Origin of the sequence: Bradyrhizobium sp. HKCCYLRH2060, from assembly GCF_051168135.1 — a bacterium.
In the GTDB taxonomy this organism is placed as follows: Bacteria; Pseudomonadota; Alphaproteobacteria; order Rhizobiales; family Xanthobacteraceae; genus Bradyrhizobium.
Window position 1 is genome coordinate 255,585 of sequence record NZ_JBNPUK010000005.1, and the last position, 26,225, is coordinate 281,809.

General features: G+C 65.6%; 25 protein-coding genes. 8 read left to right on the forward strand and 17 right to left on the reverse strand.

The genetic code is table 11. From position 1 onward, the window contains the following. Positions 1 to 69: 69 nt before the first annotated feature. The 3 genes from purE (at position 70) to rpsU (ending at position 2,132) form a co-directional block, all read left to right on the forward strand. Entirely contained in the window at positions 70 to 558 is a 489-nt protein-coding gene (purE, locus tag ACQR10_RS13710) for a 5-(carboxyamino)imidazole ribonucleotide mutase (protein ID WP_315802609.1), read from the forward strand. Beyond that, positions 555 to 1,664 carry a 5-(carboxyamino)imidazole ribonucleotide synthase gene (locus ACQR10_RS13715; RefSeq protein ID WP_315802608.1) on the forward strand — a complete coding sequence of 370 codons (1,110 nt, stop codon included), beginning with the start codon at positions 555 to 557 and terminating at the stop codon, positions 1,662 to 1,664. The genes purE and ACQR10_RS13715 overlap by 4 nt, the downstream gene beginning before the upstream one ends. Positions 1,665 to 1,829: 165 nt before the next feature. Next, positions 1,830 to 2,132, forward strand: a complete 303-nt coding sequence (gene rpsU / locus ACQR10_RS13720) for a 30S ribosomal protein S21 (RefSeq protein ID WP_011924350.1) — start codon at positions 1,830 to 1,832, stop codon at positions 2,130 to 2,132. Positions 2,133 to 2,354: 222 nt separating this feature from the next. On the opposite strand, the gene ACQR10_RS13725 is transcribed toward rpsU, so the two are convergent. The 12 genes from ACQR10_RS13725 to ACQR10_RS13780 all read right to left on the reverse strand — a co-directional run bounded on the left by ACQR10_RS13725 (position 2,355) and on the right by ACQR10_RS13780 (position 13,229). Next, the gene (locus ACQR10_RS13725) at positions 2,355 to 3,263 is read right to left on the reverse strand and encodes a hypothetical protein (protein ID WP_316217932.1); all 909 of its coding nucleotides are present in this window, start codon (positions 3,261 to 3,263) and stop codon (positions 2,355 to 2,357) included. 226 nt (positions 3,264 to 3,489) lie between these two features. After that, complete coding sequence (locus ACQR10_RS13730; protein ID WP_315717559.1) at positions 3,490 to 3,774, reverse strand: cupin domain-containing protein; 285 nt, start codon at positions 3,772 to 3,774, stop codon at positions 3,490 to 3,492. A 15-nt stretch (positions 3,775 to 3,789) separates the two neighbouring features. Continuing rightward, entirely contained in the window at positions 3,790 to 4,887 is a 1,098-nt protein-coding gene (locus ACQR10_RS13735) for a calcium:proton antiporter (protein WP_316217933.1), read from the reverse strand. A gap of 117 nt (positions 4,888 to 5,004) precedes the next feature. Then, the gene (locus ACQR10_RS13740; RefSeq protein ID WP_315802859.1) at positions 5,005 to 6,339 is read right to left on the reverse strand and encodes a sodium:proton antiporter; all 1,335 of its coding nucleotides are present in this window, start codon (positions 6,337 to 6,339) and stop codon (positions 5,005 to 5,007) included. 97 nt (positions 6,340 to 6,436) lie between these two features. Beyond that, a complete protein-coding gene (locus ACQR10_RS13745) occupies positions 6,437 to 7,237 on the reverse strand; it encodes an alpha/beta hydrolase (RefSeq protein WP_315802605.1) in 801 nt (266 codons plus the stop codon). Between the two features lie 18 nt (positions 7,238 to 7,255). Then, complete coding sequence (locus ACQR10_RS13750) at positions 7,256 to 8,653, reverse strand: NAD(P)(+) transhydrogenase (Re/Si-specific) subunit beta (RefSeq protein ID WP_315736336.1); 1,398 nt, start codon at positions 8,651 to 8,653, stop codon at positions 7,256 to 7,258. A gap of 45 nt (positions 8,654 to 8,698) precedes the next feature. After that, positions 8,699 to 9,016 carry a proton-translocating transhydrogenase family protein gene (locus ACQR10_RS13755; protein ID WP_284420324.1) on the reverse strand — a complete coding sequence of 106 codons (318 nt, stop codon included), beginning with the start codon at positions 9,014 to 9,016 and terminating at the stop codon, positions 8,699 to 8,701. An 11-nt stretch (positions 9,017 to 9,027) separates the two neighbouring features. Continuing rightward, complete coding sequence (locus ACQR10_RS13760) at positions 9,028 to 10,155, reverse strand: Re/Si-specific NAD(P)(+) transhydrogenase subunit alpha (RefSeq protein ID WP_315753919.1); 1,128 nt, start codon at positions 10,153 to 10,155, stop codon at positions 9,028 to 9,030. 131 nt (positions 10,156 to 10,286) lie between these two features. Continuing rightward, positions 10,287 to 10,439 (reverse strand): aa3-type cytochrome c oxidase subunit IV, encoded by a 153-nt coding sequence (locus tag ACQR10_RS13765; protein WP_315736334.1) that lies wholly within the window; start codon positions 10,437 to 10,439, stop codon positions 10,287 to 10,289. Positions 10,440 to 10,545: 106 nt separating this feature from the next. After that, complete coding sequence (locus ACQR10_RS13770; protein WP_315802604.1) at positions 10,546 to 10,941, reverse strand: type II toxin-antitoxin system death-on-curing family toxin; 396 nt, start codon at positions 10,939 to 10,941, stop codon at positions 10,546 to 10,548. After that, positions 10,938 to 11,162 carry an AbrB/MazE/SpoVT family DNA-binding domain-containing protein gene (locus ACQR10_RS13775; RefSeq protein WP_315802603.1) on the reverse strand — a complete coding sequence of 75 codons (225 nt, stop codon included), beginning with the start codon at positions 11,160 to 11,162 and terminating at the stop codon, positions 10,938 to 10,940. The genes ACQR10_RS13770 and ACQR10_RS13775 overlap by 4 nt, the downstream gene beginning before the upstream one ends. Positions 11,163 to 11,246: 84 nt before the next feature. Next, on the reverse strand, positions 11,247 to 13,229 hold the full coding sequence (locus tag ACQR10_RS13780) for a M3 family oligoendopeptidase (RefSeq protein WP_434911974.1): 1,983 nt from the start codon (positions 13,227 to 13,229) through the stop codon (positions 11,247 to 11,249). Between the two features lie 120 nt (positions 13,230 to 13,349). Here ACQR10_RS13780 and ACQR10_RS13785 point away from each other — a divergent pair, with 120 nt between their 5' ends. The 3 genes from ACQR10_RS13785 to ACQR10_RS13795 all read left to right on the forward strand — a co-directional run bounded on the left by ACQR10_RS13785 (position 13,350) and on the right by ACQR10_RS13795 (position 19,212). Next, entirely contained in the window at positions 13,350 to 14,843 is a 1,494-nt protein-coding gene (locus ACQR10_RS13785; RefSeq protein ID WP_316217935.1) for a sigma-54-dependent transcriptional regulator, read from the forward strand. 386 nt (positions 14,844 to 15,229) lie between these two features. Beyond that, complete coding sequence (locus tag ACQR10_RS13790; protein WP_434863891.1) at positions 15,230 to 17,302, forward strand: L,D-transpeptidase family protein; 2,073 nt, start codon at positions 15,230 to 15,232, stop codon at positions 17,300 to 17,302. 269 nt (positions 17,303 to 17,571) lie between these two features. Beyond that, entirely contained in the window at positions 17,572 to 19,212 is a 1,641-nt protein-coding gene (locus ACQR10_RS13795; RefSeq protein WP_434911975.1) for a DUF882 domain-containing protein, read from the forward strand. 166 nt (positions 19,213 to 19,378) lie between these two features. On the opposite strand, the gene ACQR10_RS13800 is transcribed toward ACQR10_RS13795, so the two are convergent. Next, on the reverse strand, positions 19,379 to 19,654 hold the full coding sequence (locus tag ACQR10_RS13800; RefSeq protein WP_008961835.1) for a DUF2312 domain-containing protein: 276 nt from the start codon (positions 19,652 to 19,654) through the stop codon (positions 19,379 to 19,381). Between the two features lie 252 nt (positions 19,655 to 19,906). After that, the gene (locus ACQR10_RS13805; RefSeq protein WP_316179843.1) at positions 19,907 to 20,203 is read right to left on the reverse strand and encodes a DUF1244 domain-containing protein; all 297 of its coding nucleotides are present in this window, start codon (positions 20,201 to 20,203) and stop codon (positions 19,907 to 19,909) included. Positions 20,204 to 20,403: 200 nt separating this feature from the next. Between ACQR10_RS13805 and ACQR10_RS13810 the strand changes: the two genes are divergently transcribed. Continuing rightward, positions 20,404 to 21,000, forward strand: a complete 597-nt coding sequence (locus ACQR10_RS13810) for a DUF1036 domain-containing protein (protein WP_315802598.1) — start codon at positions 20,404 to 20,406, stop codon at positions 20,998 to 21,000. Further along, positions 20,997 to 22,433, forward strand: a complete 1,437-nt coding sequence (pyk, locus tag ACQR10_RS13815; RefSeq protein ID WP_315802597.1) for a pyruvate kinase — start codon at positions 20,997 to 20,999, stop codon at positions 22,431 to 22,433. Before ACQR10_RS13810 ends, pyk begins: the two co-directional genes overlap by 4 nt. Positions 22,434 to 22,440: 7 nt before the next feature. Here the strand turns inward: pyk and ACQR10_RS13820 are convergent, their stop codons facing one another. The 3 genes from ACQR10_RS13820 to ACQR10_RS13830 form a co-directional block, all read right to left on the reverse strand. After that, a complete protein-coding gene (locus tag ACQR10_RS13820; RefSeq protein WP_316217936.1) occupies positions 22,441 to 24,054 on the reverse strand; it encodes a glycosyltransferase family 87 protein in 1,614 nt (537 codons plus the stop codon). Between the two features lie 96 nt (positions 24,055 to 24,150). Beyond that, positions 24,151 to 24,825, reverse strand: a complete 675-nt coding sequence (locus ACQR10_RS13825) for a TetR/AcrR family transcriptional regulator (protein ID WP_315802595.1) — start codon at positions 24,823 to 24,825, stop codon at positions 24,151 to 24,153. A gap of 157 nt (positions 24,826 to 24,982) precedes the next feature. Further along, the gene (locus tag ACQR10_RS13830; protein WP_316217937.1) at positions 24,983 to 26,209 is read right to left on the reverse strand and encodes a glycosyltransferase family 87 protein; all 1,227 of its coding nucleotides are present in this window, start codon (positions 26,207 to 26,209) and stop codon (positions 24,983 to 24,985) included. Between the last annotated feature and the right edge of the window lie 16 nt (positions 26,210 to 26,225).

The window sequence follows — 26,225 nt, forward strand, 5'->3', positions numbered from 1 at the left end:
GCTTGCCGCTGTCAGGACCGATCCTATACTCCGGCCCATGCTGATGGATTCCCGAGAAGAATTGAGGTCATGACCGCCCCGATCGCCATCATCATGGGAAGCCAGTCGGACTGGGATACCATGCGCCATGCCGCCGAGACGCTCGAAGCCCTGGGCGTGAGCTACGACGCCCGGATCGTCTCGGCGCACCGCACCCCGGACCGGCTGTATGCTTTCGCCAAGGGTGCCAAGGCGGCGGGCTACAAGGTCGTGATCGCCGGTGCCGGCGGCGCCGCCCATCTGCCGGGCATGACGGCCTCGCTCACGGAACTGCCCGTGTTCGGCGTCCCCGTCGAGTCGAAGGCGCTGTCGGGGGTCGATTCGCTGTATTCCATCGTCCAGATGCCGGCCGGAATTCCGGTCGGAACGCTCGCCATCGGCAAATCCGGCGCCATTAACGCAGCGCTGCTGGCGGCCAGCGTGCTCGCTCTCTCGGATTCCGCGCTCGCCGGCCGCCTGTCGGCCTGGCGGCAGGCGCAGACCAATGCGATCGCCGAACGTCCGGAGGGCACGGCGTGACCGGCTCCAATCGGGTGAAGCTCAAGCCCGGCGACACCATCGGTATTCTCGGCGGCGGCCAGCTCGGCCGCATGCTGGCGCTGGCTGCGGCGCGGCTCGGGCTGCGCTGCCAGGTGTTCTCGCCAGACCCGGACTCGCCCGCCTTCGACGTCGTGCTGAACGCCACCTGCGCCGAATATGCCGACGTCGAGGCGCTCGAGCTGTTCGCCAATGACGTCGACGTCGTCACCTACGAGTTCGAGAACGTCCCGTCGGCGGCCGCGATGGTGCTGGCGGCAAGGCGCCCGGTGCTGCCGAGCCGCTCTGCGCTGGAGACGACGCAGGATCGGCTGATCGAGAAGGATTTCGTCACCTCGCTCGGTATCCGCACGGCGAACTATGCCGACGTGTCCTCACTCGCCACGTTGCGCGAAGCAGCCTTTCGGATCGGCCTGCCGGCCGTGCTGAAGACACGGCGGTTCGGCTATGACGGCAAGGGCCAGATCAAGATCCGCCAGGGTGACGATCTCGATCGGATCTGGGCCGAGCTCGGCACCAAATCGGCGATCCTCGAGGCGTTCGTTCCGTTCGAGCGCGAGATCTCGGTCGTAGCGGCCCGCGCGGCCGATGGCCAGGTCGAGTGCTTCGACGTCACCGAGAACGAGCATCGCGATCACATCCTGAAGGTGTCGCGGGCGCCAGCCCGCATCCCCGATCCGCTCGCCGACGAGGCCCGGGACATTGCCAGCCGGATCGCCACCGCCCTCGATTACGTCGGGGTGCTCGCCGTGGAGATGTTCGTGGTATCCGATGGACCTGCGCCCGGCGTCCTGGTCAATGAAATTGCCCCCCGGGTGCACAATTCCGGCCACTGGACCCTTGACGGTGCCTCGATTTCCCAGTTCGAACAGCACATCCGCGCGATCGCAGGCTGGCCGCTCGGCAAGCCGCTGCGCCACGGCCACGTCACGATGACGAACCTGATCGGGGACGAGATCGACACCTACGAGCAGTGGCTCACGGTTCCCGGCGCCACCGTGCACCTTTACGGCAAGGGCGCCGCCCGCCCGGGTCGCAAGATGGGGCATGTGACCCAGGTCTCGCCCCTGCCGCCGAGGCAGGGCTGAAATAAACCGCTCGGGCGGGTTAAACTTGCGGTCAAGAGCACGTCAGCGGGTGGACAGCGACGGTGTCCTCTGATACACGGGCGCCCTCAAGGTTAAGGGCGCGGCCATTTGCCAGCCCTGACTTCACCAGATTTCAAACCGATAGACTGAGAAAGAGGATGCCGCGTGCAGGTTCTCGTTCGCGATAACAATGTCGATCAAGCCCTCAAGGCGCTCAAGAAGAAGATGCAGCGTGAGGGCATTTTCCGCGAGATGAAGCTTCGCGGCCATTACGAGAAGCCGTCCGAGAAGAAAGCCCGCGAGAAGGCCGAAGCCGTGCGCCGTGCGCGCAAGCTGGCCCGCAAGAAGCTGCAGCGTGAAGGCCTGCTGCCGATGAAGCCGAAGCCGGTGTTTGGCGCTGGCCCCGGCGGTGACCGTGGTGCTGGTCGTGGTCCGGGCGCAGGTGCCCGTCCCGGCGCGCCGCGCTGATCTGGCCCGCTAGATCTGACGTCGTCTGAAGCGCGGGCCTCTGGCTCGCGTTTTTGTTTTGGGCACCTCATTTTGATTTCGCGCCTCCCTGCCATCCGGCGTCCGGAGCCGGCCGCGGTGTGCCCGCCCGTCGCTACGATGCAGAGCACGGCACGCCCCAAAGAAAAAGCGGCGGACCAGCAGGCCCGCCGCTCGATCTCGTTCGAGAGCAATGCCGATCAATTATTTCGGCAGCACCGAGTGGAACACCGATTTCGCCGCCGACATCATGTCCTGCGCCACGTTGGACATCTGGTCCTTGATCGAAGGATCGGACTTGTCGGCACGCAGGTCGAGCGGACGCAACTGCTGGACGGGGATCTCCGCGGGCGGCGTCGGGCGCCCGTCCGGCTGCAATGATCCCGTGTAGGTCGGGCTCGAGGCCGACGGCATGATGAAACCCTGCTCGGCCGGAGGCGCGGAGACCGTCACCGGAGGCGGCAGCGGACGAACCGGCGACACCTGAGGTAACGCGGTTGCGACGCGCGGCGCCTCGCCAGCCCCGCGGGCTGCATCGGTCGACGGCTTCTCGGCAGCCGCCTTGCCGGCACCTTCGCTCGCGCGCAACCGCTCGATCGCCGCGCGGGCAAGATCGGCAGCATCCCGGCGATCTTCCTGCTGGGTCGCTGGGGCCTCGGCCGAAGTGCCACGCACGATCAGCTTTTCCTTCGACGATGCAGGATGGCGCGAGGCCTGCGGATCGGCCGGGAGGCTCGCCGTTTCGGTCGGCTTCACTTCGACGGCCTTCTCGGCGGCCTTGTCGGCCAGCGACTTCTCCGACACGCCCTTGGCCTTGATGCCGGGAGCGGGAATGCTGGAGACCTCGTTCGACGTTTCCGCCGGCTTGGCGTCAGACTTGGGATCGGCCTTCGCGTCCAGCTTGGCAGGGTCGGTCCCCTTGCCCGTGGATTTCGGAGCGTCGCTCTTTGAGCCTGTGAGCTTGGCATAAGCAGCCGAGGCCACCGCCGCCATGGTCGATGGCGGCGAGTCGGGCTTGGTGTTGATGTAGTGATTGACGATGTAGGCCCCGATGATGGTGGCAACCACCGACGGGATGATCTCCATGGCGAACTTTGTGAGATATTTCAGCATGCTGACCACTCCCGCGCGGTATTTGCGGGAACTTTGAGGCACAATTAAGGGACCATCCCACACCTTCCGGAGCTCGCGGACTGCACTCCGTGCAGCCGCGACCGCCGAAAAGTCGTTTCCTGAAACCCTTCGAACCGGAGCCGTGCAGCAATCCGAGGGTGTTGCCACAGCTTCCGGATCGCCGGCTCAAGATACCACAATCAGCGGCATCCCGGTAAACAATTGGTTACGGCTTCAATTCAACTTCGAGGAAAACGATCTCGGAACCGGTCTCGTTCAGCACATCGTGTTCGACCCCGGCCTTTCGGAAATAGGATTTGCCGACCGCGAGCTGCGCCTTCGAGCGCTCGCCGGACGGCGCCACGATCGTCATCTCGCCCGCGGTGACCGGCACGATCACGTAATCCATCTCATGAACATGGCGCCCCGTGGCACTGCCGGGCAATAGCCGCCACTCCGTGACGCGGACTTCGGGCGTATCGACCTGGACGTCGGACTGGGCGCTGAGCATGCTGGATCTCTTGAATCAGGGGACGAAGAGCAGAAACAGGAATATCGCGAACACCACCATGTGCACCAGCCCGAACAGGATGTTCGTCCGTCCGGTGCCGAAGGTCAGCATGCTCAGGACGAAGGTCAGGACCAGCAGCACTATTCCCTGCGGGTCCAGCCCGAGGACGAGCTGCTTGTCGAGCACATGGGCGGCGACCGCCACTGCCGGGATGGTCAGCCCTATGGTGGCGAGCGAGGAGCCAAGCGCGAGATTGATGCTCTTCTGCAGGTCGTTGGCGCGGGCGGCCGAGAGGGCGGCGACACTCTCCGGCAGCAGGATCAACAGCGCCACGAGCACGCCTGCGACCGCCTGCGGCGCACCCGTTGCGGCAACGCCGGCGTCGACCACCAGCGAGAACTTCTTGGCAAGCAGGACCACAGCGAGCAGCGCGACCAGCAGCAGCCCGACACTGAGCAACAGCTTCGCGCGCGGCAGCCTGACATCGTCATCGGCGAACCCCACCGAGTTGCCGACGAAATAATCCCGATGGCGGGTGGTCTGCGTATACAGGAACACCGCGTAGAGCAGGATCGTCACGACGCTGACGAAGGCGATCTGCACGGCAGAATACACCGGACCTGGCGACGTCAAGGTATAATTCGGCAGCACCAGTGTGATGGTTGCCATCGTGAACAGTACGCTGAGATACAGATTGGCACCGGAGACCAGCACGTCCTGCTCGCGATAGCGCAGGCCGCCGATGAAGATGCAGATGCCGGCCAGGCCGTTGCACACGATCATGACCACCGCAAACACGGTGTCGCGGGCGAGCGCCGGCGCAGCCTTGTCGCCGAGCATGATGGTGGCGATCAGCGCCACCTCGATCACCGTCACCGCCAGGGTCAGGAGCAGCGTGCCGAACGGCTCGCCGATCTCATGCGCGATCACCTCGGCATGGTGCACGGCCGCGAACACCGTGCCGAACAGGACCACCAGCAGCACCGCGGCGAAGACCACGCCAGCGGCCGAAGGCGTGAAGTCATAATGCGTCGCCGTGACGATCGCGACCAGCGCGACCGCCAAGCCGGGAAAGATCACCGATGATGCGGGCGTTGCGCCCTTCACGCTCATGATTCGCGTCCTTCGATCCGTTCTGTCCGACTATGCGCGACAGCGAGGCGATCGTCACGCGGTCCGGCCGTGACAGGGTCTCAACCAGGACGGTCTCTGAAGGTGCCGTCGATCAGGTCAATGCGGACTGAGCAGCGGATGAATCGGAAGCACGGTCAGCAGCACGAACAGCGGAATGAGGACGGCACCTGCCCGCAGCATGTAGCCGAAGAAGCTCGGCATCTGGATGCCCCGCTCATTGGCGATCGCTGCGACCATGAAGTTCGGCGCATTTCCGATATAGGTCAGTGCGCCCATGTAGACTGCGCCCATCGAGATCGCCGCCAGCGTTCCCGAGAGCTCGCCCATCAGCACCTTGGGATCGCCGCCCGCCAATTCGAAGAACAAGAGATAGGTCGGGGCATTGTCGAGGAAGGCCGACATCAGCCCGGTGGACCAGAAATAGGCGACCTCCCGCGGCGCGCCGGCGGGTGTCGTCACGGCATCCAACAGCCAGCCGAAAGAGCCACTGCGACCCGCATTCAGCATGGCGATGACCGGAACGATCGCGGTGAAGATCGCCGCGAACAGCTTGGCGACCTCTCGGATCGGCTCCCAGTTGAACCCGTTCGCCTCGCGGTGCTCGTCCGGCGTAAGCCAGAGCGACAGGCCGGCGATCGCCACGAGGACGGCATCGCGCACGAGATTCTGAAGCTCGACATGCGTGCCGAAGACGTCGAAGGAGATGCCCGGCTTCCAGGTCGCCGATACCAGCGTGTTGACGACGATGGCCGCGATCAGGACGACGTTGACGAGCCCGCGAACACGAACCGGCTCGCTCGTGCCATCCGTGCTCGAAGGCTTCTCGGCACGGAAGCGCCATGCGTCGATCGCGGCAAAGATCACGAGCAACAGGCCGGCGACGATCGCGGTCTGCAGCCAGAGGTGTTGCGTCGTCCAGAAGAAGTCGACGCCACGCAGAAAGCCGACGAACAGTGGCGGATCGCCGAGCGGGCTCAGTGCACCACCGACATTGGCGGCCAGAATGATGAAGAAGATCAGCACGTGCACATTATGCGGCCGGCTCAGATTGGCGCGGATCAGGGGACGCACCAGGATCATCGCGGCGCCCGTCGTGCCGACGACGCTCGCGATGATCGTGCCGAGCGCCAGGATGGCGGTGTTGGTCGCGGGCGTGCCCTTGATGTCGCCGGTCACCAGGATGCCGCCGGCGACCGTATAGAGGGCGAACAGCAGCACGATGAAGCTGAGATATTCGGCGAGCAGCGCGTGGACGAAGGCAGCGAGCGCCGTGCCAAGCCCTGCATTCCAGGTCAACGCCGCCAACGCCACCAAGGCCCATGCCGCGGCGATCTTTCCGTAGTGATGATGCCAGAACCTGGCAAACAGCAACGGCCCGAGCGCGATCGACAACAGCAGTCCCGCGAATGGCAGTGCGAACGGCCAGGTCATCGCCGCGCCGTTCAGCCCGGCGGCATGCGCCTGCACCGGCAGGCTCCCAAAGAGCAGGACGATCCCGAGGAGAGCCGGCCACCGCGATCGATGAACGTTACAAGCCGTCGATGAAGCTCTTGGCCGTCTCAGTCGCACCGAAAAGATCCAGGTCATTATGTCCGCCGTTGGGAAACCGTACGAAGCGCTTGGGGTCATGCGCAAGTGCGAACAATCGTTCCCCGAAGCGGATCGAAATCGCCGGATCCCTTTCGCCATGCATGATCAGGAGCGGCACACGCACATCGGCGATGCGCCGATCGGAATGGAAGCTGTCGAGCATCAGCAGACTGACCGGAACCACCTTCAGCATCTCCGACGCGACATCGACCGTGGATGTATAGGGCGCTTCGAGGATCAGCTTGGCGACCGGATGCTCCGCGGCGATCGCGGTGGCCACGCCGCTGCCGAGGGAAAAGCCCCAGGCGACGATCCGTCCCGACTCGTAGCGCTGTGTCGTGAACGCATAGGCGACTGCGGCATCTTGCAGCAGCCCGTGCTCACTGGGACTGCCGCTGGACCCCGCATAGCCGCGATAGGACAGCGCAACGAGACCGGTGCCGTCGGCCGTGAGCGCCTTGAAGCGCGACACCACGCCCGCGAGAAAATCGCCATTGCCCGGGAAGTACAGAACGACCTTGTGGCCAGGCTTCGCCGGCACATGCCAGACGATGACCCGCTCGCCATCGACCGAGGTCAGCACATGCTCCTCAGCCTGAGGAAACCCGGCTGCAGCCGGTGCCGTGCGGCCCACCGGCGGAATGGGGAACAGCACCGCACGCTGGCGGACGAATAGGGCCGCAAGCACGATGCCGTAGACCGCCGCCACGACGATCAGGAGCCATTTCAGAAACGTCATGGCTCCCGATGCCGCCGGCTACATGCCCTTGACGATGTTCTCGGTCATCTTCTTGGCGTCGCCGAGCAGCATCATCGTGTTGTCGCGGTAGAACAGCGGATTGTCGATGCCGGCATAGCCCGACGCCAGCGAGCGCTTGATGAACATCACGGTGCCGGCCTTCCACACCTGCAGCACCGGCATGCCGTAGATCGGCGAGGACTTGTCCTCCTCGGCTGCCGGATTGGTGACGTCGTTGGCGCCGATCACGAAGGCGACGTCGGCCTGGGCGAATTCCGAGTTGATGTCCTCGAGCTCGAACACCTCGTCATAGGGAACGTTGGCTTCGGCGAGCAGCACGTTCATGTGGCCGGGCATGCGGCCAGCGACCGGATGAATCGCGTATTTCACCTCGACGCCTTCCTTCTTCAGCGTGTCGGCCATCTCGCGCAGCGCGTGCTGCGCCTGGGCGACCGCCATGCCGTAGCCGGGCACGATGATCACCTTCGAGGCGTTCTTCATGATGAAGGCGGCATCGTCGGCCGAGCCGAGCTTGGCCGGCTTCTGCTCGCCGGTGCCACCGCCCGCCGCTGCGGTCTCACCGCCGAATCCGCCGAGGATGACCGAGATGAAGGACCGGTTCATCGCATGGCACATGATGTAGGACAGGATCGCACCGGACGAGCCGACCAATGCGCCGGTGATGATCAGCGCCGAATTACCGAGCGTGAAGCCGATGCCCGCGGCCGCCCAGCCGGAGTAGGAGTTCAGCATCGAGATCACGACCGGCATGTCGGCGCCACCGATCGGGATGATCATGAGCACGCCGAGCGCCAGCGCCAGCAGCGTCACCATCAGGAAGTCGAAGCCGCCGCCCGTCATCACCAGGCGGACCACGAAGAAGACCAGCGCCACGGCGAGCGCGATGTTGATGATGTGACGCGCCGGCAGGATGATCGGCGCGCCGCTCATCCGCGCGGACAGCTTGAGGAAGGCGATGACCGAGCCGGTGAAGGTCAGCGCGCCGATGGCGACGCCGAGCGACATCTCGACCAGGCTCTGCGGATGGATGTTGCCGGGCGTTCCGATGTCGAACGCTTCCGGCGCGAAGAACGCGCCGGCGGCGACCAGCACCGCGGCCATGCCGACCAGCGAATGGAAGGCGGCGACGAGCTCGGGCATCGACGTCATCGGCACCCGGCGCGCAATGACTGCGCCGATGCCGCCGCCGATCGCAACGCCGAGGATCACGAGGATCCAGGCGATCGCATCCGCCGGTGGATGCCCAGCCAGCGTGGTGGCGACCGCAATCGCCATGCCGGCCATGCCGAAGAAGTTGCCTTGCCGGCTGGAGGCCGGGCTCGACAGCCCGCGAAGAGACAGGATGAACAGCACACCTGCCACGAGATAAAGGAGTGCCGACAGATTGGCGTTCATTGCAGATGCCCCGTTGTGCCTGTCATCCCGCGTCGTGCGGCGTTGTTACTTGGACTTCTTCTTGTACATCGCCAGCATGCGCTGGGTGACGAGGAAGCCGCCGAAGATGTTCACGCAGGCGAAGATCAGCGCGATGAAGCCGAACGCTCGCGCCAGACCACTGCCGCTCGACAGCATGGGAACGCCGACCGCCAGCAGCGCGCCGACAACGATCACCGAGGAGATCGCATTGGTCACCGACATCAGCGGCGTGTGCAGGGCCGGCGTCACCGACCACACCACGAAGTAGCCGACGAACACCGCCAGCACGAAGATCGACAGCCGGAAGACGAAGGGGTCGACGGCTTGGACGACATGTTCCATGGCTCTGCTCCTTAGGCCTTCGGCTGGAAGTTCGGGTGGACGATGGCGCCATCCTTTGTCAAAGCCGTGGCCTTGACCAGCTCGTCGTCCCAGTTCACCGCCAGTGTCTTTTCCTTTTTGTCGATCATCGTCTCGATGAAGGAGAACAGGTTGCGGGCGTAGAGGCCGGAGGCGGACGCTGCGACCCGGCCGGCGAGATTGGGGTAGCCGATGATCTTGACGCCGTCGATCTCGACGGTCTCGCCGAGCTTGACGCCCTCGACATTGCCGCCACGCTCGACCGCAAGGTCGACCAGGACCGAGCCAGGGCGCATCGACTTCACCATCTCCATGGTGACGAGGCGCGGCGCCGGACGGCCGGGAATCAGCGCAGTGGTGATGATGACGTCCTGCTTCTTGATGTGTTCCGCCGTCAGCGCCGCCTGCTTGGCCTGGTACTCCTTGGACATCTCCTTGGCATAGCCACCGGCCGTCTGCGCGTTCTTGAACTCCTCGTCCTCGACCGCCAGGAATTTGGCGCCGAGGCTCTCCACCTGCTCCTTGGTGGCGGGGCGCACGTCGGTGGCGGAGACCATGGCGCCGAGCCGGCGCGCGGTTGCGATGGCCTGCAGGCCGGCGACGCCGACGCCCATCACGAAGACCTTGGTCGCCGGCACGGTGCCGGCCGCGGTCATCATCATCGGGAAGGCGCGACCGAACGCCTCGGCGCCCTCGATCACGGCGCGGTAGCCGGCGAGGTTCGCCTGGCTCGACAGCACGTCCATCACCTGGGCGCGGGTGATGCGCGGCATCAGTTCCATCGCGAACGAGGCAATGCCGGCATCGGCCATCGCCTTGAGCGCGGCATCGTTGCCGTAGGGATCCATGATCGCGAACACCAAGGCGCCGCGCCGATAGTTGGCGAGTTCGGAGGCTTCCGGCCGCTTCACCTTGATGATGATGTCGGCGTCCTTCAGCGCGTCGGCGCTGACGGTTGCGCCTGCCGCCGTGAATTCCGAATCCGGCAGGCCGGACTTGATGCCGGCGCCGGGCTCGACCGCGATCTCGGCACCCAACGCCTTGAACTTCTTCACCGTGTCGGGAGAGGCGGCGACCCGCGGCTCCAACGGGTCGATTTCCTTGGCGACGGCAATCTTCATGAGGCCTCCGGCGCGAATGCGCGCGCGAGCTTAAAAGGGCGGGACGTCCATGGCTTCAGCATGACGGCGGATCGGCCCGGCCAGTCAGCTGAAGGCCCGCCGGCGGAGATGCCGGCGGGCCCATAGCGACATTAAGCGAGGAAAATAGCCATCAAGATGACGATGAGAGCGACGCTGATCGTGCCGTACTTCACCAGCTTGATGAAGCCCTCATAGGTGGCCTCATGTGCCACGTAGTCGTTGCCGTCAGCCGTCGAGTAGGCGATCTCGCCATGGTTTGCCATCGGGGTCCCCCAGAGAAAAATTGCTTTGTTAAGGTCGCATACCTCAAAGCCGATGCAAGGGCAACGGCTGGCATGCAAGGCGATTTTATCGGCTTTTCCGATCGGGCTATTGGCCAGGCCAATTGTCACGGATCCAGCGCGTCAGGCTGGCCTCGCTGACCTCGCCGGCGGCGAGGGCGAGGATCATGGCAGTTGCCTGCGCAGGGTCGGGCGCGAACGCGATTTCGTTTCTGCGCAGAAACGTCATCATCGCCATGAACGCGATGCGCTTGTTGCCGTCGACGAAGGCGTGGTTCTTGGCGAGCCCGAATGCGTAGGCCGCGGCAAGCTCCGGCAGCGTCGCCTGCTCATAGCTCCATTTGTTGACTGGACGCTCCAACGCCGACCGCAGCATTCCTTCTTCGCGCAGTCCTGGCGCGCCGCCGAAGCGGCGCAACTGACGGGCGTGAATCGCGATCGCCTGCTCGTAGGTGATCCAAAGCGGCTCTTGCTGGTCGCTCATTTGGCGAGCGCGGCGAGGGTGTCGCGGTACTCATCCATAATGTCGTCGGCGATCTCCATCGTCCGCTCGAAATCCGGATCGTAGGGGAGCGCCTGGAATCCGCCCCCGGGCAGTTCCACGATATGCAACTGCTGGCCGCGCTTGAGATCGAGCCGCTGCATCAACTCGCGCGGCAGCAACAGGCCATCGGAATTGCCGATCTTTTTGATCTCGATCTTCATGGTGAGGTCCGGTAGCGAGAAAGGGGCGTGTTATACAGACGTATAACGCACCCCTTTCTGCCGTTCAACAAATGTTTAACAGCCCTACCCCATCGCCTCCAGCTCGTCGATCATGCCGGCGATGACCGACAGGCCGCCGTCCCAGAACCTGGGGTCCTTGGCGTCCAGCCCGAATGGGGCGAGCAGCTCCGAATAGTGCTTCGTTCCGCCGGCGGACAGCATCGCCAGATAGCGCTCGGCGAAGCCGTCGGCGGCGTGCTCATAGACGGCATAGAGCGAGTTCACGAGGCAGTCGCCGAACGCATAGGCGTAGACGTAGAACGGCGAATGGATGAAGTGCGGGATATACATCCAGAAGTTCTCGTAGCCCGGCTTGATCTCGATCGCCTCGCCGAGGCTCTCGGTCTGCACCGAGAGCCAGATCTGGCCGAGCCGCTCCGCGGTCAGTTCGCCATTCTTGCGCTCGGTATGAACCGCGCGCTCGAACGAATAGAACGCGATCTGCCGCACCACCGTGTTGATCATATCCTCGACCTTGCCGGCGAGCAGCGCCTGGCGCTGCTTGGCATCCTTGGTCTCCGACAATAGCCGCTTGAAGGTCAGCATCTCGCCGAACACGCTCGCGGTCTCGGCGAGCGTCAGCGGCGTCGGCGCCATCAGCGCGCCGTTCTTGGCCGCCAGCACCTGGTGCACGCCATGGCCGAGCTCATGCGCGAGCGTCATCACGTCGCGCGGCTTGCCCTGGTAGTTCATCAGCACATAGGGATGCGCCGAGGGCGTGGTCGGATGCGAGAACGCGCCCGGCGCCTTGCCCGGGCGCACCGGCGCATCGATCCAGCTGTGATCGAAGAAGCGCTGGGCGATGTCGGCCATCTCCGGCGAGAAGCCGCGATAGGCCGTCAGCACCATGCTCTTCGCCTCCGGCCACGCGATGGTGGCATTGGCGGCGAACGGCAGCGGCGCGTTGCGGTCCCAATGCGCGAGCTTCTTCTTTTTGAACCAGCGCGCCTTGAGCTGGTAGTAGCGATGCGACAGTTTTGGATAGGCCGCGCGCACCGAGGCCACGAGCGCATCGACCACCTCGCGCTCGACGCGATTGTTCAGATGGCGCGAATCCGCCACATCCTGGAAACCGCGCCAGCGGTCGGAGATGTCCTTGTCCTTGGCGAGCGTGTTGGTGATCAGCGCGAAGGTTCGCTCATTGGCCTTGAAGGTCTTGGCCAGCGCCTCGGCGGCGGCCTTGCGCTTGGCGCCGTCACGGTCCTGCAGGAAGTTCAAGGTCGGCTCGATCGCGAGCTCCTTGGCCCCGACCTGAAACCGCAGACCGGCGATGGTCTGGTCGAACAGCCGGTTCCAGGCCGAATAGCCGGTCTGCGACTTCTCGTGGAATAGCTGCTCGACGCGATCCTCGAGCTGATACGGCTTGTCCTTGCGCAGGTCCTCGATCCACGGCCGGTAGTGACCGAGCGCGGGCGTCTCCATCGCGCGCGAGATCACGGCGTCGTCGATGCGGTTGAGCTCGAGCGGAAAGAACAGCAGATGCGTCGACGCGGCCGTCAGCCGCTCCGAGATGTCGCCGTAGAATTTGGAGATCGCCGGATCGACGCTGTCGCCGGCATGCGCGAGACCGGCGAACGAGCCGAGCCGTCCGGCAAGATCGTCAATCGCCTCGTAGCGCCGCACGGCTTCTGCGAGCCATTCGCCGCCATCCTCGCGCGCCACGTGCTCGGCGAGCTTGCCCTTGTAGTCGGTCTCAAACGCGACGCATTCGGCATCCATCTTCGCGAGATCGTGAGCGATCTCAGGCGCGTCGATGCCCATATAGAGATCGCCGAGATTCCATTCGGGCAGCGTTCCGATTCCGGTCTTGGCCGCGACCACCTTCTTCGCCGGCTTTGCAGATGATTTGGCCGTCGCGCCACGCTTGGCCTTGGCGGCCGCCGGCTTCGACGGCGTCTTGACGACGGACGTCTTGGCCGGTTTGGCCTTGGCAGTCTTTGACGCGGCTTTGGGCGGAGGAGCAGCTTTGGTCGGCTTGCGAAGGGCAGAAGAGGCGCGCGAGGTCATCGGATGGGTAACCTGTTGTTCGAACGTTTATCCCGATCAGCGAGGTTTAAGGTTGCGTTAATCGGCGTCGGCGAGAGTGCCCCGATTCGAGACAGATAGTCGTAGCGTGCAAGGAAAGCCATGGCTGCCAGCATTTTGATTGCCGATGATGATCCGGTCCAGCGCCGGCTGGTGGAGAACATGGTGCAGAAATGCGGCTACGAGGCGGTCGTCGTCGAGACCGGCGACGCCGTCATCGAGAAGCTGACCAATCCTGACGCCGGCCCCATCGACGCCATCGTGCTCGACCTCGTGATGCCCGGCCTCGACGGCATGGGCGTGCTCTCGAAGATGCGCGAGATCGGGATTTCGATACCTGTCATCGTGCAGACCGCGCATGGCGGCATCGACAACGTGGTCTCCGCGATGCGCGCTGGCGCGCAGGATTTCGTCGTCAAGCCGGTCGGCATCGAGCGGCTCCAGGTCTCCTTGCGCAATGCGCTCAATACCTCGGCCCTGAAGGGCGAATTGCAGCGCATCCGGCACAGCCGCGAAGGCCGCCTGACCTTCGCCGACATCATCACCCGCGCCGAGGCGATGGCGCCGATCCTGCGCATCGCGGAGAAGGCCGCGGCCTCGTCGATTCCCGTGCTGATCGAAGGCGAATCGGGCGTCGGCAAGGAGCTGTTCGCCCGCGCCATCCACGGCACCAGCGAGCGCAAGACGAAGCCGTTCGTCGCCGTCAATTGCGGCGCGATTCCGGACAATCTGGTGGAATCGATCCTGTTCGGTCACGAGAAGGGCGCATTCACCGGCGCGACCGAGCGTCACATGGGCAAGTTCGTCGAAGCCCATGGCGGCACGCTGTTCCTCGACGAGGTCTCGGAGCTGCCGCTCACCGCCCAGGTCAAGCTGCTGCGCGCGCTGCAGGAGGGCGCCGTGGAGGCCGTCGGCGGCCGCAAGCCGGTCAAGGTCGACGTCCGCATCATCTCGGCGACCAATCGCCGCCTGCTCGACCGCGTCAAGGAAGGCCACTTCCGCGAGGATCTGTTCTACCGGCTGCATGTGCTGCCGCTGACCATTCCGCCGCTGCGCACGCGCCGCGAGGACATTCCGCATCTGTTGCGGCATTTCCTCGCGCGGTTTGCGGCCGAGGAGAACCGCGCCATTTCGGGCATCACCGGAGAGGCCGTCGCCTATCTGACCAAGCTCGACTGGCCCGGTAACATCCGCCAGTTGGAAAACGCGGTCTACCGCGCCGTCGTCATGGGCGAGAGCGACCAGCTCGGCGTGGCCGATTTTCCGCTGATTCCCACCCACGCGCCGCCGGTGGAGCCTGCGCCGGCCCTCACCGTTGAGCGGCCGGTTCCTTCCCTGCCTGCGATGGTGCCGGGTAGTGAAGTACCCATTGCCCCTCTGCCCTCGCATGGGTTCCTGCCGCTGCTCACCGCGAGCGGCGAGGTGCGGCCGCTCGAGGAGATGGAGCATGAGATCATCCGCTTCGCCATCGCCCATTACCGCGGCCAGATGTCGGAGGTGGCGCGCCGCCTCAAAATCGGACGCTCGACGCTCTACCGCAAGCTCGACGAAGCCAATGGCGAGACGCCCGCAACGGAAAGCCCGCCGCTCGGCTGAGCCGCGCGGATGCTCACCATGGTCGCGCTCGGCTGTCGTCCGAAAAAGGCCGCAAGTCTTGGCAACAATGGAACATCTGAACCGTTGCCTTGCGGTGACAGACAAAGGAAATAACGCGTGGCACAAACGCACGATCGGTTTGGCCGGGGTTTCCCAAGAGTCAGTTTGTCGTGAGTTGTCCCGTGTGGCGCTGGCCGCAGAAGTGGGGCTTGAGTATCGTTTGGGCGTGAATCATTGCGTGCAGACGTGAGCCATCCTCACCGGCGGTACCTACGCCGAAGCTGGCGGATCGACCTTGTTACACCTGTTCCAGCCGGGACAGATCATCCGAGGGATTGACGATGCGAGATTGTGTGACCACCCGTGGCGGATATGACCGCGTGCTCATGGCTGTCGCGGCGACCTTCCTCGCGGTGTCCTCGACCTCTGCTTTCGCCCAGAGCGATCCGCCCCGCAACAGCGCGGCCGAGCTGGCCATCGATGCGGCGATCCCGTTCCCCGAGCCGGCCAACGTGCCGCCGCCGACCGCCAGTGACTTCAAACTCGACACAACCAAATCCGACACCACCGCAACCGTGTCGCCCGAGCAGGTCAAGGCGCCCGAGACCACGGTCAAGCCGGTCGACTCTGCGGCGGCGCCTGCGGCCGATCCCACCAAGACCGTCGCCACGCCGCCCGCAGCGGCTCCTGCCACCGCGACAGCCCCGGAGCCGGTCAAGGCCGCCAGCACCGTTCCCGCCGCCGACCAGCCCGTTGCCGACCGTCTGCGCGACCTGATGGCGACCAAGGCGACGAAGTATTTCGACCGCAAGGCCGAGCGCGCCGCCGTCGAGAAGTTCTACACCGGCCGCGACTATGCGCCCGTCTGGACCCAGGGCGGCAACCTGACCGCCTCGGCAAAGGGCGTCATCGCCCGTCTCAAGGATGCAGCAGCCGATGGCCTCAATCCCGGCGACTATCCGGTGCCGGACTTCGCTGCCGCAGCCTCCGCACCGGACGCACTGGCGGAGGCCGATCTCAGACTCACCGAGAGCATGATGGACTACGCGCGCCAGGCGCAGAGCGGCCGCATGCACTGGTCGCAGGTCTCGGCGGACATCCAGTATCCCGAGCATCCGGTCGACCCCAACGAGGTGCTGGCCAACGTCACCGGCGCCAAGGACGCCTCGGCGGCGCTGGAGAGCTACAACCCGCCGCACAAGCTCTACAAGCTCTTGAAGGCCAAGCTCGCCGAGCTGCGCGGCGTCACCGACGGCGCGCCTGTGATCATCGACGAAGGCCAGCCGCTGAAATACACGCCTGCCCGCGGCAAGAATGCGCCGGAGGCCGAGGCGCAGATGTCCGACCCGCGCGTGCCCAAGCTGCGCGCCAAACTCGGTCTCACCGAGAATGCCGACGACATCCGCTACGACGCCAAGGTCGCCGCAGCCGTCCGCAAGTTCCAGGAGAGCGCCGACCTCAAGCCGACCGGGGTGCTCGACGACCGCACCGTGAAGGCGCTGAACACGCCCAAGCGCGATAAGCAGATCGATACGGTCCTCGTCAACATGGAGCGCTGGCGCTGGCTGCCGCGCGACCTCGGCGCCCCCGGCATCGGCGACGCCTATGTGATCCTCAACATCCCCGACTACACGCTGAAGGTGATGCAGCACGGCGCGCAGGTGTGGAGCACCCGCGTGGTGACCGGCAAGCCCGGGCAGCATGCGACGCCGCTGCTCAGCGAGACGATGAAGTTCATCACGGTCAATCCGACCTGGAACGTGCCGCCGTCGATCATCTACAACGAGTATCTGCCGGCCCTGCAGCAGGATCCGACGGTGCTCGACCGCATGGGGCTCCGGCTGGAGCGCGCGCGCGACGGCTCGATCCACATCTCGCAGCCGCCGGGCGAGGCCAACGCGCTCGGCCGCATCCGCTTCAACTTCCCGAACAAGTTCCTGGTCTATCAGCACGACACGCCGGACAAGAACCTGTTCGCCCGTGACGAGCGCGCCTTCAGCCATGGCTGCATGCGCGTGCAGTATCCGGATCAGTACGCGTCGGTCCTGCTCAACATCACCATGCCCGGCGAGCGCTACACGCCCGAGCGCATCCGCAGCATGTACGGCCGGAGCGAGATCGACCTGAAATTCCCGACGCCGATCCCGGTCAACATCACCTACCAGACCGCCTTCGTCGACGATGCCGGCAAGCTGCAATTCCGCAAGGACATCTATGGCCGCGACGCCACCATGATCGCGATCCTGAAGAACAGCCGCGGCAAGGATCTCGAGAACGTCGTCGCCCATGCCCAGCCGAGCTACGCGCGTCCGAAGGGGCCGCTGCCGAACTCGGTCAGCCTCAGCGACAACAGCTTCTCCTCCGGCCCGAACTTCTTCGAGCGGCTGTTTGGCGGCGGCGGCGCGCCGACGCCGCCGGCGCCGGTCGGCCGCCCTGCCCGGCGGGTCTTCACCCGCTGATCAGGCCGCCGATCACGGTCAAATTCCATTTTGAGATCAAAGGCCTCGCCGATCGGCGGGGCCTTTGCTTTAGGTTAACCACAATGATCAACCAAGATTCGATGGCTCTTTTTCGCCACACTCAAGAGTATATGTTAAGGGTAATTGGGGGGCGGGTCGGTGAGTATCCCTTAACCATCCCGCCTTAGGTAAGCGTTTCCTCTCTCTTCCGCCGGACGGGCCGCAAGAGGGTATTCGAGTAAACGCTCGTCGACGGGGTGGGCTGCATCTTGCTGTCTGTTTTCGCGCGCCAATCTGTTTCGCTCACGAGAGCGGGCTGGAAGGCTGGATGCCAATACGGACTGGCGGCACTGCTCCTGGTGCTGGGCGCCGGCTCGGTGCATGACGCCGCTGCACTGAACGAGACCAAGACTCTCTCCTTCCACCATACCCATTCCGGCGAAGATCTCACGGTCACCTTCAAGCGCGAAGGCCGCTACGACGAAGACGCGCTGAAGAAGCTCAACCATTTCCTGCGCGACTGGCGTACCCAGGACGAGACGGTCATGGACCGCCGCCTGTTCGACATCCTCTGGGAAGTCTATCGCGACGTCGACGCCAAGCAGCCGATCCAGATCATCTCGTCGTACCGGTCGCCCGCCACCAACTCGATGCTGCGCCGGCGCTCGGCGCATTCCGGGGTGGCCCGCCACAGCCAGCACATGCTCGGCCATGCGATGGACTTCTACATCCCTGGCGTGCCGCTGGAGCAGATCCGCTTTGCCGGCCTGCGCCTGCAGCGCGGCGGCGTCGGCTTCTACCCGACCTCCGGCTCGCCCTTCGTCCATCTCGACACCGGCAACATCCGCCACTGGCCGCGCATGACCGCCGAGCAGCTCGCCCGCGTGTTCCCCGACGGCAAGACCGTTCACGTGCCGAGCAACGGCGTTCCGCTCAAGGGCTATGAGCTGGCCAAGGCCGAGATCGAGAAGCGCGGCAATGGCGATGACACGTCGTCCAGCCCCAACCTGTTTGCACGGCTGTTCCGCGGTCGTCCGAGCGAGGATGACGAGGAGTCGGGCGAGAGCGAGAGCAAGGCCGACGCCAAGCCGGTTCAAACCGCGGCACTCGCCGCCAAGCCGGCTGACAAGAACTCCGACAAGGACAGCCGGACCGCCGAGCGATCGGTGGACAGCAAAGCCGCCACCGCGCGTGGCAAGATCGTCAACGCCCTGCAGTTGGCCTCCGCGGATGCGCAATCTGCAGCTCAGTCCGTGGCGACCAAGCCGGAGACGAAGTCCGAAACGACGGGCGCCGTCGGCAGCAGATCCAGGGACGGCGCGCCGCAGAGCGTCGCCGACATCATCAATTCGCGCGGCTTCTGGGGTGACAATCCCGGCACGCCGAAGCAGGCCACCCCCGAGCAGGTTGCCGCGATCACGGCGCGCCGTGCGCTGTCGTCGATCGATCAGCAGCAGACCGCGAGCCTGATGCAGGCCATGGCCTTCGCGCCCCCGGCCTCCTCTCCGCTCGATCGCGCCAATGCCGCCTCCACGACCGTCATCCCGGTGCGAAATGCCCGCCCGGCGACCCGCAGCGTCGCGCCGGTGCCGGAGGCCGCGAAGAATGGGCAAGGTCAGGACGGCGCCATCACGATGGCGACGCGGATCTCGGCGGCCAAGGGTCCCGATTCGACCTGGATGCGGGCCATCATGCTGACGCCGAGCGCTTCATCCTCGATGTCCGTGACGAAAATGGGCGACGTGGACCTCACCGTGATGCGCAGCTATTTCGTCAAGCCGCAGGTCGCGCTGGCGATGAGCTTCGCCGCCGAGCCGACGCCGGGACTGAGCTACGACCAGTTCACGGGGCCGGCGATCATCAAGCTCGAAACCAAATCCTTCGCCATGCGCGCGGCAGCCTTGCGCTGACGCCGCGGCGGCCTGCTAGTCGTTCTCCTCAGCATCGACGGGTTTGGAGTGCGGCGTCGATCGCCGCAACATGCGCATGCCGCCGGCAAGCCGAGCCGGATCGGGAGAAAGCGAATGCCCCGTCAGGGGCAGCGGAGATCTCCTGCAGGTGAGCGAGGCCTGCTGCTCAGATCATTCCGAGCGCCTGCATATAGGTCTCGAGGATGCTTTCCTCTTCCTGGCGCTCGTTCGGGTCCTGCTTGCGCAGCCGGATGATCGTGCGCAGCGCCTTGACGTCGAAGCCATTGCCCTTGCTCTCGGCGTAGACGTCCTTGATGTCTTCGGAGATCGCCTTCTTCTCCTCCTCGAGACGCTCGATCCGCTCGATGATCGACTTGAGCTGGTCTACGGCAAAGCGGGTCGCGGGCGAGTCGTCGTCCTTCGCGGCGGCGGAGGTGGCCATCTGATACTCCTGAGTGGAACTCTGTGTCCAAGGAAGGCGCCAAAGGGCGCTACGTGTTCGCCGCGACCCTCAAATCTGGCGTGCCCTGCGTCAAGGCGGCATCGACCTCATCCACAGAGCGCCCACACCTTGTTGGCCTGCGCAGCGTCAAGCCTGCGCAAGCAGCTCGCGCCACTTGTGTTTCGTCGCCATCCCGCGCAGCACCCGATTCGCACATTGCCGCGCCGGACAGCGCGGCTCCTGCGCGTCTGATCAGTGGCCCGGATGCGACTTCTTGAAGGCTTCGCGCTGCTCGGCGCTGGCCTCACGCTGGTGTTTCGCCTTCCATTCCTCGTAGGGCATGCCATAGACCGCCTCGCGGCTCTCGTCCCTGGTCATTGGCGCTCCCTGGGCGTCGGCGGCGTCCTTCAGCCAGTTGGAGAGACAGTTGCGGCAGAAGCCTGCCAGATTCATCAGATCGATGTTCTGAACGTCGGTTCTCGTCCGCAGATGCTCGACAAGCCGGCGAAAGGCGGCGGCTTCGAGCTCGGTCCGGGTGGTGCTGTCCATCGTCATCTCTTTGTTCCCTGTTCCGCGCCGTGACGGATGTCTGCTATATAATGAGGCTTCGTCGCGGATTTGGCCATATCGCAGCACCGTCAGGAGGAGCGAGGCGCTCGATCGCAGCGGCTTCGCACGAGATCGTCATGGCGTTGACAGCCGCAGCCAAGCCCAGCGACATCGTTCAACGGTTGATATAGCGTCGCGCAATGATCCCGAAAATCTCCTCTCTCCTGCATCGCAATCCCTTCCGCCCCGGTTACGGACTGCTTTCGCTGCTTGGGCTGGCCGCGCTCTGTCTGTGGTCCTCCCCTGCGGCCGCCGATTTTCGGCTCTGCAACAACACCTCCAGCCGGGTCGGGATCGCCCTCGGCTACAAGGACTCTGAAGGCTGGACCACCGAAGGCTGGTGGAACGTGTCGTCACGCAGCTGCGAGACGCTGCTCAAGGGCACGCTGGTGGCACGCTATTATTACATCTATGCGCTGGACTATGACCGCGGCGGTGAATGGTCGGGACAGGCCTTCATGTGCTCGCGTGACAAGGAATTCACGATCAAGGGCACCGACAATTGCCTGGCCCGCGGCTTCGACCGCACCGGCTTCTTCGAAGTCGACACCGGCGACCAGCGCGCCTGGACGGTACAGCTCACCGAGGCCAACGAGCAGCCGGCGCAGCAGCGCGTGCCTGGAATTCCCGGCACGCTTGGACCCGGAGGCAACGTCCCCGGTCTGCCGAATGGGCCGCAGGGCACGCCGCCGGCGGCCGCGCCGGCCCTGCCGCCAGGGCAAGCACCCAAGCCATGAGGCGGCTGCGACGCATCAAGATCCTCGCCACGCTCGGTCCCGCCTCCTCGGACAGCGCGATGATTCGCAAGCTGTTCGAGGCCGGGGCGGACATTTTCCGGATCAACATGAGCCACACCCCGCACGACAAGTTGCGGGAGCTGGTGGCCACGATCCGCAGCGTCGAGGCGAGCTACGGCCGCCCGATCGGCATTCTGGTCGATCTCCAGGGCCCGAAGCTCAGGCTCGGCACCTTCGCCGAGGGCCCGGTTCAGCTCAACAATGGCCAGAGCTTCGTGCTCGATTCCGACAAGACGCCGGGCGATGCGACGCGGGTCCACCTGCCGCATCCGGAAATCCTGGCCGCCCTGCAGCCCGGACATGCGCTGCTGCTGGATGACGGCAAGGTGCGGCTGATCGCCGAGGAGACCTCGCCGACCCGCGCCGTCACCCGGGTCGTGATCGGCGGAAGGATGTCCGACCGCAAGGGCGTGAGCCTGCCGGACACCGACCTGCCGGTCTCGGCGATGACGCCGAAGGACCGCGCCGACCTCGATGCCGCCTTGAACATCGGCATCGACTGGATCGCGCTGTCCTTCGTGCAGCGCGCCGACGACGTGCTGGAAGCCAAGAAGATCATCCGCGGCCGCGCGGCGGTGATGTCCAAGATCGAGAAGCCGCAGGCGATCGACCGGCTCAACGACATCGTCGATGTCTCCGATGCCCTGATGGTGGCGCGCGGCGATCTCGGCGTCGAGCTGCCGCTGGAGCGCGTGCCCGGACTGCAGAAGCAGATGACGCGGCTGGCGCGCCGCGCCGGCAAGCCGGTGGTGGTGGCGACGCAGATGCTGGAATCGATGATCCAGTCGCCGGTGCCGACCCGCGCCGAGGTCTCCGATGTCGCCACCGCGGTCTATGAAGGCGCCGACGCCATCATGCTGTCGGCCGAATCGGCCGCCGGCAAATATCCGGTCGAGGCAGTGTCGACCATGAACCGTATCGGCGAGGAGGTCGAGCGCGACGTGGTCTACCGCTCCGTGATCGCAGCGCAACGGCCCGAGCCGGAATCGACCGCGGGCGACGCCATCGCCGAAGCCGCGCGGCAGATTGCGGAGAATCTCGATCTGCCCACCATCATCTGCTGGACCTCGTCGGGCTCCACCGCCATCCGCGTCGCGCGCGAGCGGCCGAAGCCGCCGGTGGTCGCGATCACGCCCAACCTGGCGACCGGGCGCCGCTTGTCGGTCGTGTGGGGCGTGCACTGCGTGGTGGCCGAGGACGCGCGCGACCAGGACGACATGGTCGAGCGCGCCGGCTCGATCGCCTTCCGCGACGGCTTCGTCCGCGCCGGGCAGCGCGTCATCATCGTCGCCGGCGTGCCGCTCGGCACACCCGGCACCACGAACATGGTGCGGATCGCCTATGTCGGGCCGTCGAGCGACGCCCATATCTGAGACGAGCCTATTGGGTCGTTTCGATCGATCCCAGTCCGGCCGTTGACGGCGCCTTGACCCGCGCAATCACCGGACACGCCTCGATCGCAATGCCGGCGGCGCCGGGAATGCGCTCACAGCCGCGCGATGAATCGATCTCAAGGTTGTAGTCCGCGAGCGCCGCGAGCCGCGGCGGGTTGTCCTCCGGGCTGTTGGAGAAATACAGCGCCCAGACGCCGCCCGGCAACGGATCGGCCAGGCCGTTGCGAACGCGGCGATCGAGCACGCCGCCGGGCACGATCGGCACGACGAGCTCCGACAACTGATAGACGCGCGAGCCCTGGGGCAGGAACGACGTGACGTAGCCGAGCGGCTTCTGCAGCAGCAGGAACGTCGCCGGACGTTGCAGGCTGGCCGCGAGCTGCGGCCGGTAGGGATCCGACCACGGCCGCCGCATCCAGTCGGTCGGCTGCGATGCCAGCGCGATGCCGAGCGCGGCCATCACCGCGACGGCCTGCGTCATCCGCCGCGGCGGTGACACGTCCAAGCCAGAGCCCGCCTGCCAGGACTCAATCAGGCGGATGAGCAGCAGGACGATCAGCGGCGCCGAAAACAGCTCGAGCGGCATCAGATAGCGCTGGATCGAGAAGGCCAGCATCCACAGGACGTAGCTGAGCCAGAAGAAGATCAGGAGCCGCCGCTCGCGCAGCGGCAGCACCTCGCGCCGCTGCCACAGGCCGGTGACGATCAGCGCGACGAGCAGCACGATGACGACGGCGAAGCGCGGATCGCGAAACGGCCATTCCGACGAGGGATGCTTGCCGATCACCCAGTAGAACGGATAGGCGAGCGCATCGAGCAGGCCCTGCGGCATGAAGCGCGTATCGACGATCGAGGCGAGCGGCGCTTCGGGCGACCGGAAGATCGTGTTGTAGAACGGAAACAGCGGGCTGCCGTAGTCGCGCGTCATCTTCAGCGCCCACGGCCCCGCAGTCACGATCACGCCGGCCGCACTGCCGGCGCCGAACGTAACGATCGCACGCCACGGCCGCGCCACCAGCAGCAGCGACACGCCGGCGCCGACCAGAAACGTCGCATTTGTGAGCTTCAATCCCGTGGCCGCGCCGATCAGCAGGCCGGCAACGACGAAACGGCGGCCACGCTCATCGTCCTCCCCGAAGATCAGCGCGATGCCGGCAAGGATCGGAAGGGTCGTCAGAATGTCGGCGAAGCTGGTACCGACCTCGGACAGCGCCATCGGACTGAGGGCCGCGATGAGGATCGCCGCGCTGAGCGTGAACGCGTCCGCCGTACGCCCGAGCAGCACGCGCGCGACCCAGTAGACCAGCGCGAGATTGAGGCCGTGCAGCGCGCCCAGCGCGACGCCCCACCACGGCGCATCGAGCCCGTGGCGGACGGCATAGGGCAACACATAGATCAGCGGATTGAGGAAGCTCTGAAAGCCGCCGGGCGCCACATCGACATCGAAGCGGCCATGCAGCAGCGCGAAGCCGGCATAGTCGTGATAGTTCTGCCAGTCCCAGTTGATGTCCTCGCCGGCCAGATACGCATAGACGGCGCCGGCGGCGGCCGATCCCGCGATGACGAGGCGCGTCGCCAGAGGGTTGCGTGCAATCGACATCGTCCGAGGAGGCACCTGGAGTGGGGCAAGGCGGTGCTCTCGCGGCACGCCAGCCTCACCATCGCCGCGCCGGGTGAATCCTTGCTTAAGCGCGGACTACGCGCCGACCAGGCTCCTGACCGGCAGCACGGCCTGCACGACGAGACCGCGCGCACGCGCGTCCATGACGCCGACCGCGCGCAGCGCCAGCAGGGTGACCGCCTGAACGGTGTCACGGAGTTTGGCAGGGTCGTCGGGATTCTCCGTCGCCAGCGGCCCCACCAGCGCCTCGTGCAGCGCGCCGAGCAGCGCGGTCGCGGCCAACTGGGTGTCCTGCGCCGGAAGGTGGCCGGCACGGACGGCCGCGTCGATCCGCGAGGCGATCTCGCCGACGATCTCGCGGCGGCTCGCGATCCGTGACGCCGTCACGTCGACGTCGACGGGCTCGGCCAGGATGCCCCAGGCGAGCTTGCGCTGCGACAGGACGTGCACTGCGACCGTGGATACCGCGGCAGCCAGCGCCGAGGATGGACCGGGCGCGGCATCGGCGGCGCGCCGGACGGCGGCGAGCTCGTCGCGCGAGACTTCCGCGATCAGCTCCGAGATCAGATCGGCCTTCGAGGGAAAGTAGCGATAGACGGTGCCGGCTGCGACATTGGCCCGGACCGCCACCGGGGCGATCTGGACGGCCGACATGCCGCCTTCGGCGGCGGTCTCACGGGCGGCAGCCAAAATCGCGCTGCGGCGGGCCGCCAGCCGCTTCACGACCTGATGGGTTCGCCGATAGACCATGGCGTTTCTCGTCCCGGACGCGCTCGTCCAGGGCACCCGGCGAACGCTGGTTCAGTGTTTTTGGAGGATCGATCTCACAAAAGGTGGGAAGAACTGAACACTTGTTCACGAAGGAAGACAAGGGAAATCATGACCCTGCCCGACCCCGCCCGGAGCGTCAGGCGCTCGCGAGCGCCATGTCGGCGGGCGCCGGCTGCCGACGCCACCACGAGCCGGCGCGCGCCAGCACCAGGCCGGCCATGATCAGGTTGGCGGCGAGCCCGAGCGGAATCCCGGACAGCATGAACGTGATCTGAAGCGCCGCGATGCCGCCGAGCGCGGGCAGCTCGTAGCGGCGAAAGCCCTCGGCGAGGCCGATCCGCACCAGCCAGGCCACGGCGACGGCCTGAACCATCATGTCGTACATGAACAGATACGGCGTCGTCAGCAGCAGCCCGACGGCAAGCGCCGCCGCCTTCAGCGCGTAACGTACCGGGCTGCGCCACAGCGTCACCAGCACGACTGCGACGGTTGCGGTCAGGACCCATTGGAAGGTCCAGCCGAGCGCTTCCGAGCCGCCGAAATAGCGGACCAGCGAAAACAGGCTCTGCAGCTTCCACCAGGTCGCCTTGCCCTCGGTCAGGAACGCCTGCGAGAACATCGGCAGCCAATGGAAGAAGGCCTGCCAGCTCTCCAGCCCGAAGGCGAGCCATGACAGCAGTGCCAGCACGACGGCGGTGACGCTCGCCGACATGAACGCGGTCCAGCGCTGGGTGGCGATCAGCACGATCGGGAAGAGCAGACCGTATTGCGGCTTGTAGGTCAGCAGCCCGAGACAGATCCCCGCCAGCACCGGCCGCACCGGCAGCAGATAGAGCGTGCCGCCGACCAGCGCGGCGGTGAGGCATCCGTTCTGCCCGACCAGCGCGTTGGAGAACAGGGCCGGAAAGCCGGCTGCCAGCAGCAGGCCGAAGCCGCGGCCGACGATCGCGCGCATCGCGAGCGCATAGGGAACGAAGCTGGCATAGACCCAGCCGACGAAGGCGAGCGTGTAGGGAAACTGCGCCAGGAACGCCGCGACGAACAGGAACGGCGGCGGATAGTGCCAGGCAAAGTAGCCCGGGAAATCCTGCCGGAGCAGATCGAGCTCGACCTGGCGCTGCACGTTCCAGTCCCAGGCCAGCGCCGGATGTCCCTGCAGCGCGAGCTTGCCGGCCGCCCACACGTTGACGAAGTCGGTGGGAATGCCGAGACCCGCCTGGTCCCAGATCCAGGTGCCGGACCACAGTCCGGCCGGGAAGAACGAGGCGTTGATGCAGGCGAGCGCAAAGCAGACTGCGAACAGGCCAAGCGGAACGTCACGACGCTGCGATGGGATCGCGGCGGCATCAGGATTGTCAGCCATCTGGACCTCGCCCCCG

Bases quoted from the DNA above. Each gene is read 5' to 3' on its own strand.
- ACQR10_RS13820 (WP_316217936.1), bottom strand. From the start codon at position 24,054: ATGTCGATTGCACGCAACCCTCTGGCGACGCGCCTCGTCATCGCGGGA.
- ACQR10_RS13830 (WP_316217937.1), bottom strand. From the start codon at position 26,209: ATGGCTGACAATCCTGATGCCGCCGCGATCCCATCGCAGCGTCGTGAC.
- purE (WP_315802609.1), top strand. From the start codon at position 70: ATGACCGCCCCGATCGCCATCATCATGGGAAGCCAGTCGGACTGGGAT.
- ACQR10_RS13825 (WP_315802595.1), bottom strand. From the start codon at position 24,825: ATGGTCTATCGGCGAACCCATCAGGTCGTGAAGCGGCTGGCGGCCCGC.
- ACQR10_RS13730 (WP_315717559.1), bottom strand. From the start codon at position 3,774: ATGCTCAGCGCCCAGTCCGACGTCCAGGTCGATACGCCCGAAGTCCGC.
- ACQR10_RS13790 (WP_434863891.1), top strand. From the start codon at position 15,230: ATGGCTGTCGCGGCGACCTTCCTCGCGGTGTCCTCGACCTCTGCTTTC.
- ACQR10_RS13725 (WP_316217932.1), bottom strand. From the start codon at position 3,263: ATGCTGAAATATCTCACAAAGTTCGCCATGGAGATCATCCCGTCGGTG.
- ACQR10_RS13750 (WP_315736336.1), bottom strand. From the start codon at position 8,653: ATGAACGCCAATCTGTCGGCACTCCTTTATCTCGTGGCAGGTGTGCTG.
- ACQR10_RS13760 (WP_315753919.1), bottom strand. From the start codon at position 10,155: ATGAAGATTGCCGTCGCCAAGGAAATCGACCCGTTGGAGCCGCGGGTC.
- ACQR10_RS13805 (WP_316179843.1), bottom strand. From the start codon at position 20,203: ATGGACAGCACCACCCGGACCGAGCTCGAAGCCGCCGCCTTTCGCCGG.
- ACQR10_RS13785 (WP_316217935.1), top strand. From the start codon at position 13,350: ATGGCTGCCAGCATTTTGATTGCCGATGATGATCCGGTCCAGCGCCGG.
- ACQR10_RS13810 (WP_315802598.1), top strand. From the start codon at position 20,404: ATGATCCCGAAAATCTCCTCTCTCCTGCATCGCAATCCCTTCCGCCCC.
- pyk (WP_315802597.1), top strand. From the start codon at position 20,997: ATGAGGCGGCTGCGACGCATCAAGATCCTCGCCACGCTCGGTCCCGCC.
- ACQR10_RS13740 (WP_315802859.1), bottom strand. From the start codon at position 6,339: ATGACCTGGCCGTTCGCACTGCCATTCGCGGGACTGCTGTTGTCGATC.
- ACQR10_RS13755 (WP_284420324.1), bottom strand. From the start codon at position 9,016: ATGGAACATGTCGTCCAAGCCGTCGACCCCTTCGTCTTCCGGCTGTCG.
- ACQR10_RS13735 (WP_316217933.1), bottom strand. From the start codon at position 4,887: ATGAGCGTGAAGGGCGCAACGCCCGCATCATCGGTGATCTTTCCCGGC.
- ACQR10_RS13780 (WP_434911974.1), bottom strand. From the start codon at position 13,229: ATGACCTCGCGCGCCTCTTCTGCCCTTCGCAAGCCGACCAAAGCTGCT.
- ACQR10_RS13770 (WP_315802604.1), bottom strand. From the start codon at position 10,941: ATGAGCGACCAGCAAGAGCCGCTTTGGATCACCTACGAGCAGGCGATC.
- ACQR10_RS13745 (WP_315802605.1), bottom strand. From the start codon at position 7,237: ATGACGTTTCTGAAATGGCTCCTGATCGTCGTGGCGGCGGTCTACGGC.
- ACQR10_RS13800 (WP_008961835.1), bottom strand. From the start codon at position 19,654: ATGGCCACCTCCGCCGCCGCGAAGGACGACGACTCGCCCGCGACCCGC.
- ACQR10_RS13765 (WP_315736334.1), bottom strand. From the start codon at position 10,439: ATGGCAAACCATGGCGAGATCGCCTACTCGACGGCTGACGGCAACGAC.
- ACQR10_RS13775 (WP_315802603.1), bottom strand. From the start codon at position 11,162: ATGAAGATCGAGATCAAAAAGATCGGCAATTCCGATGGCCTGTTGCTG.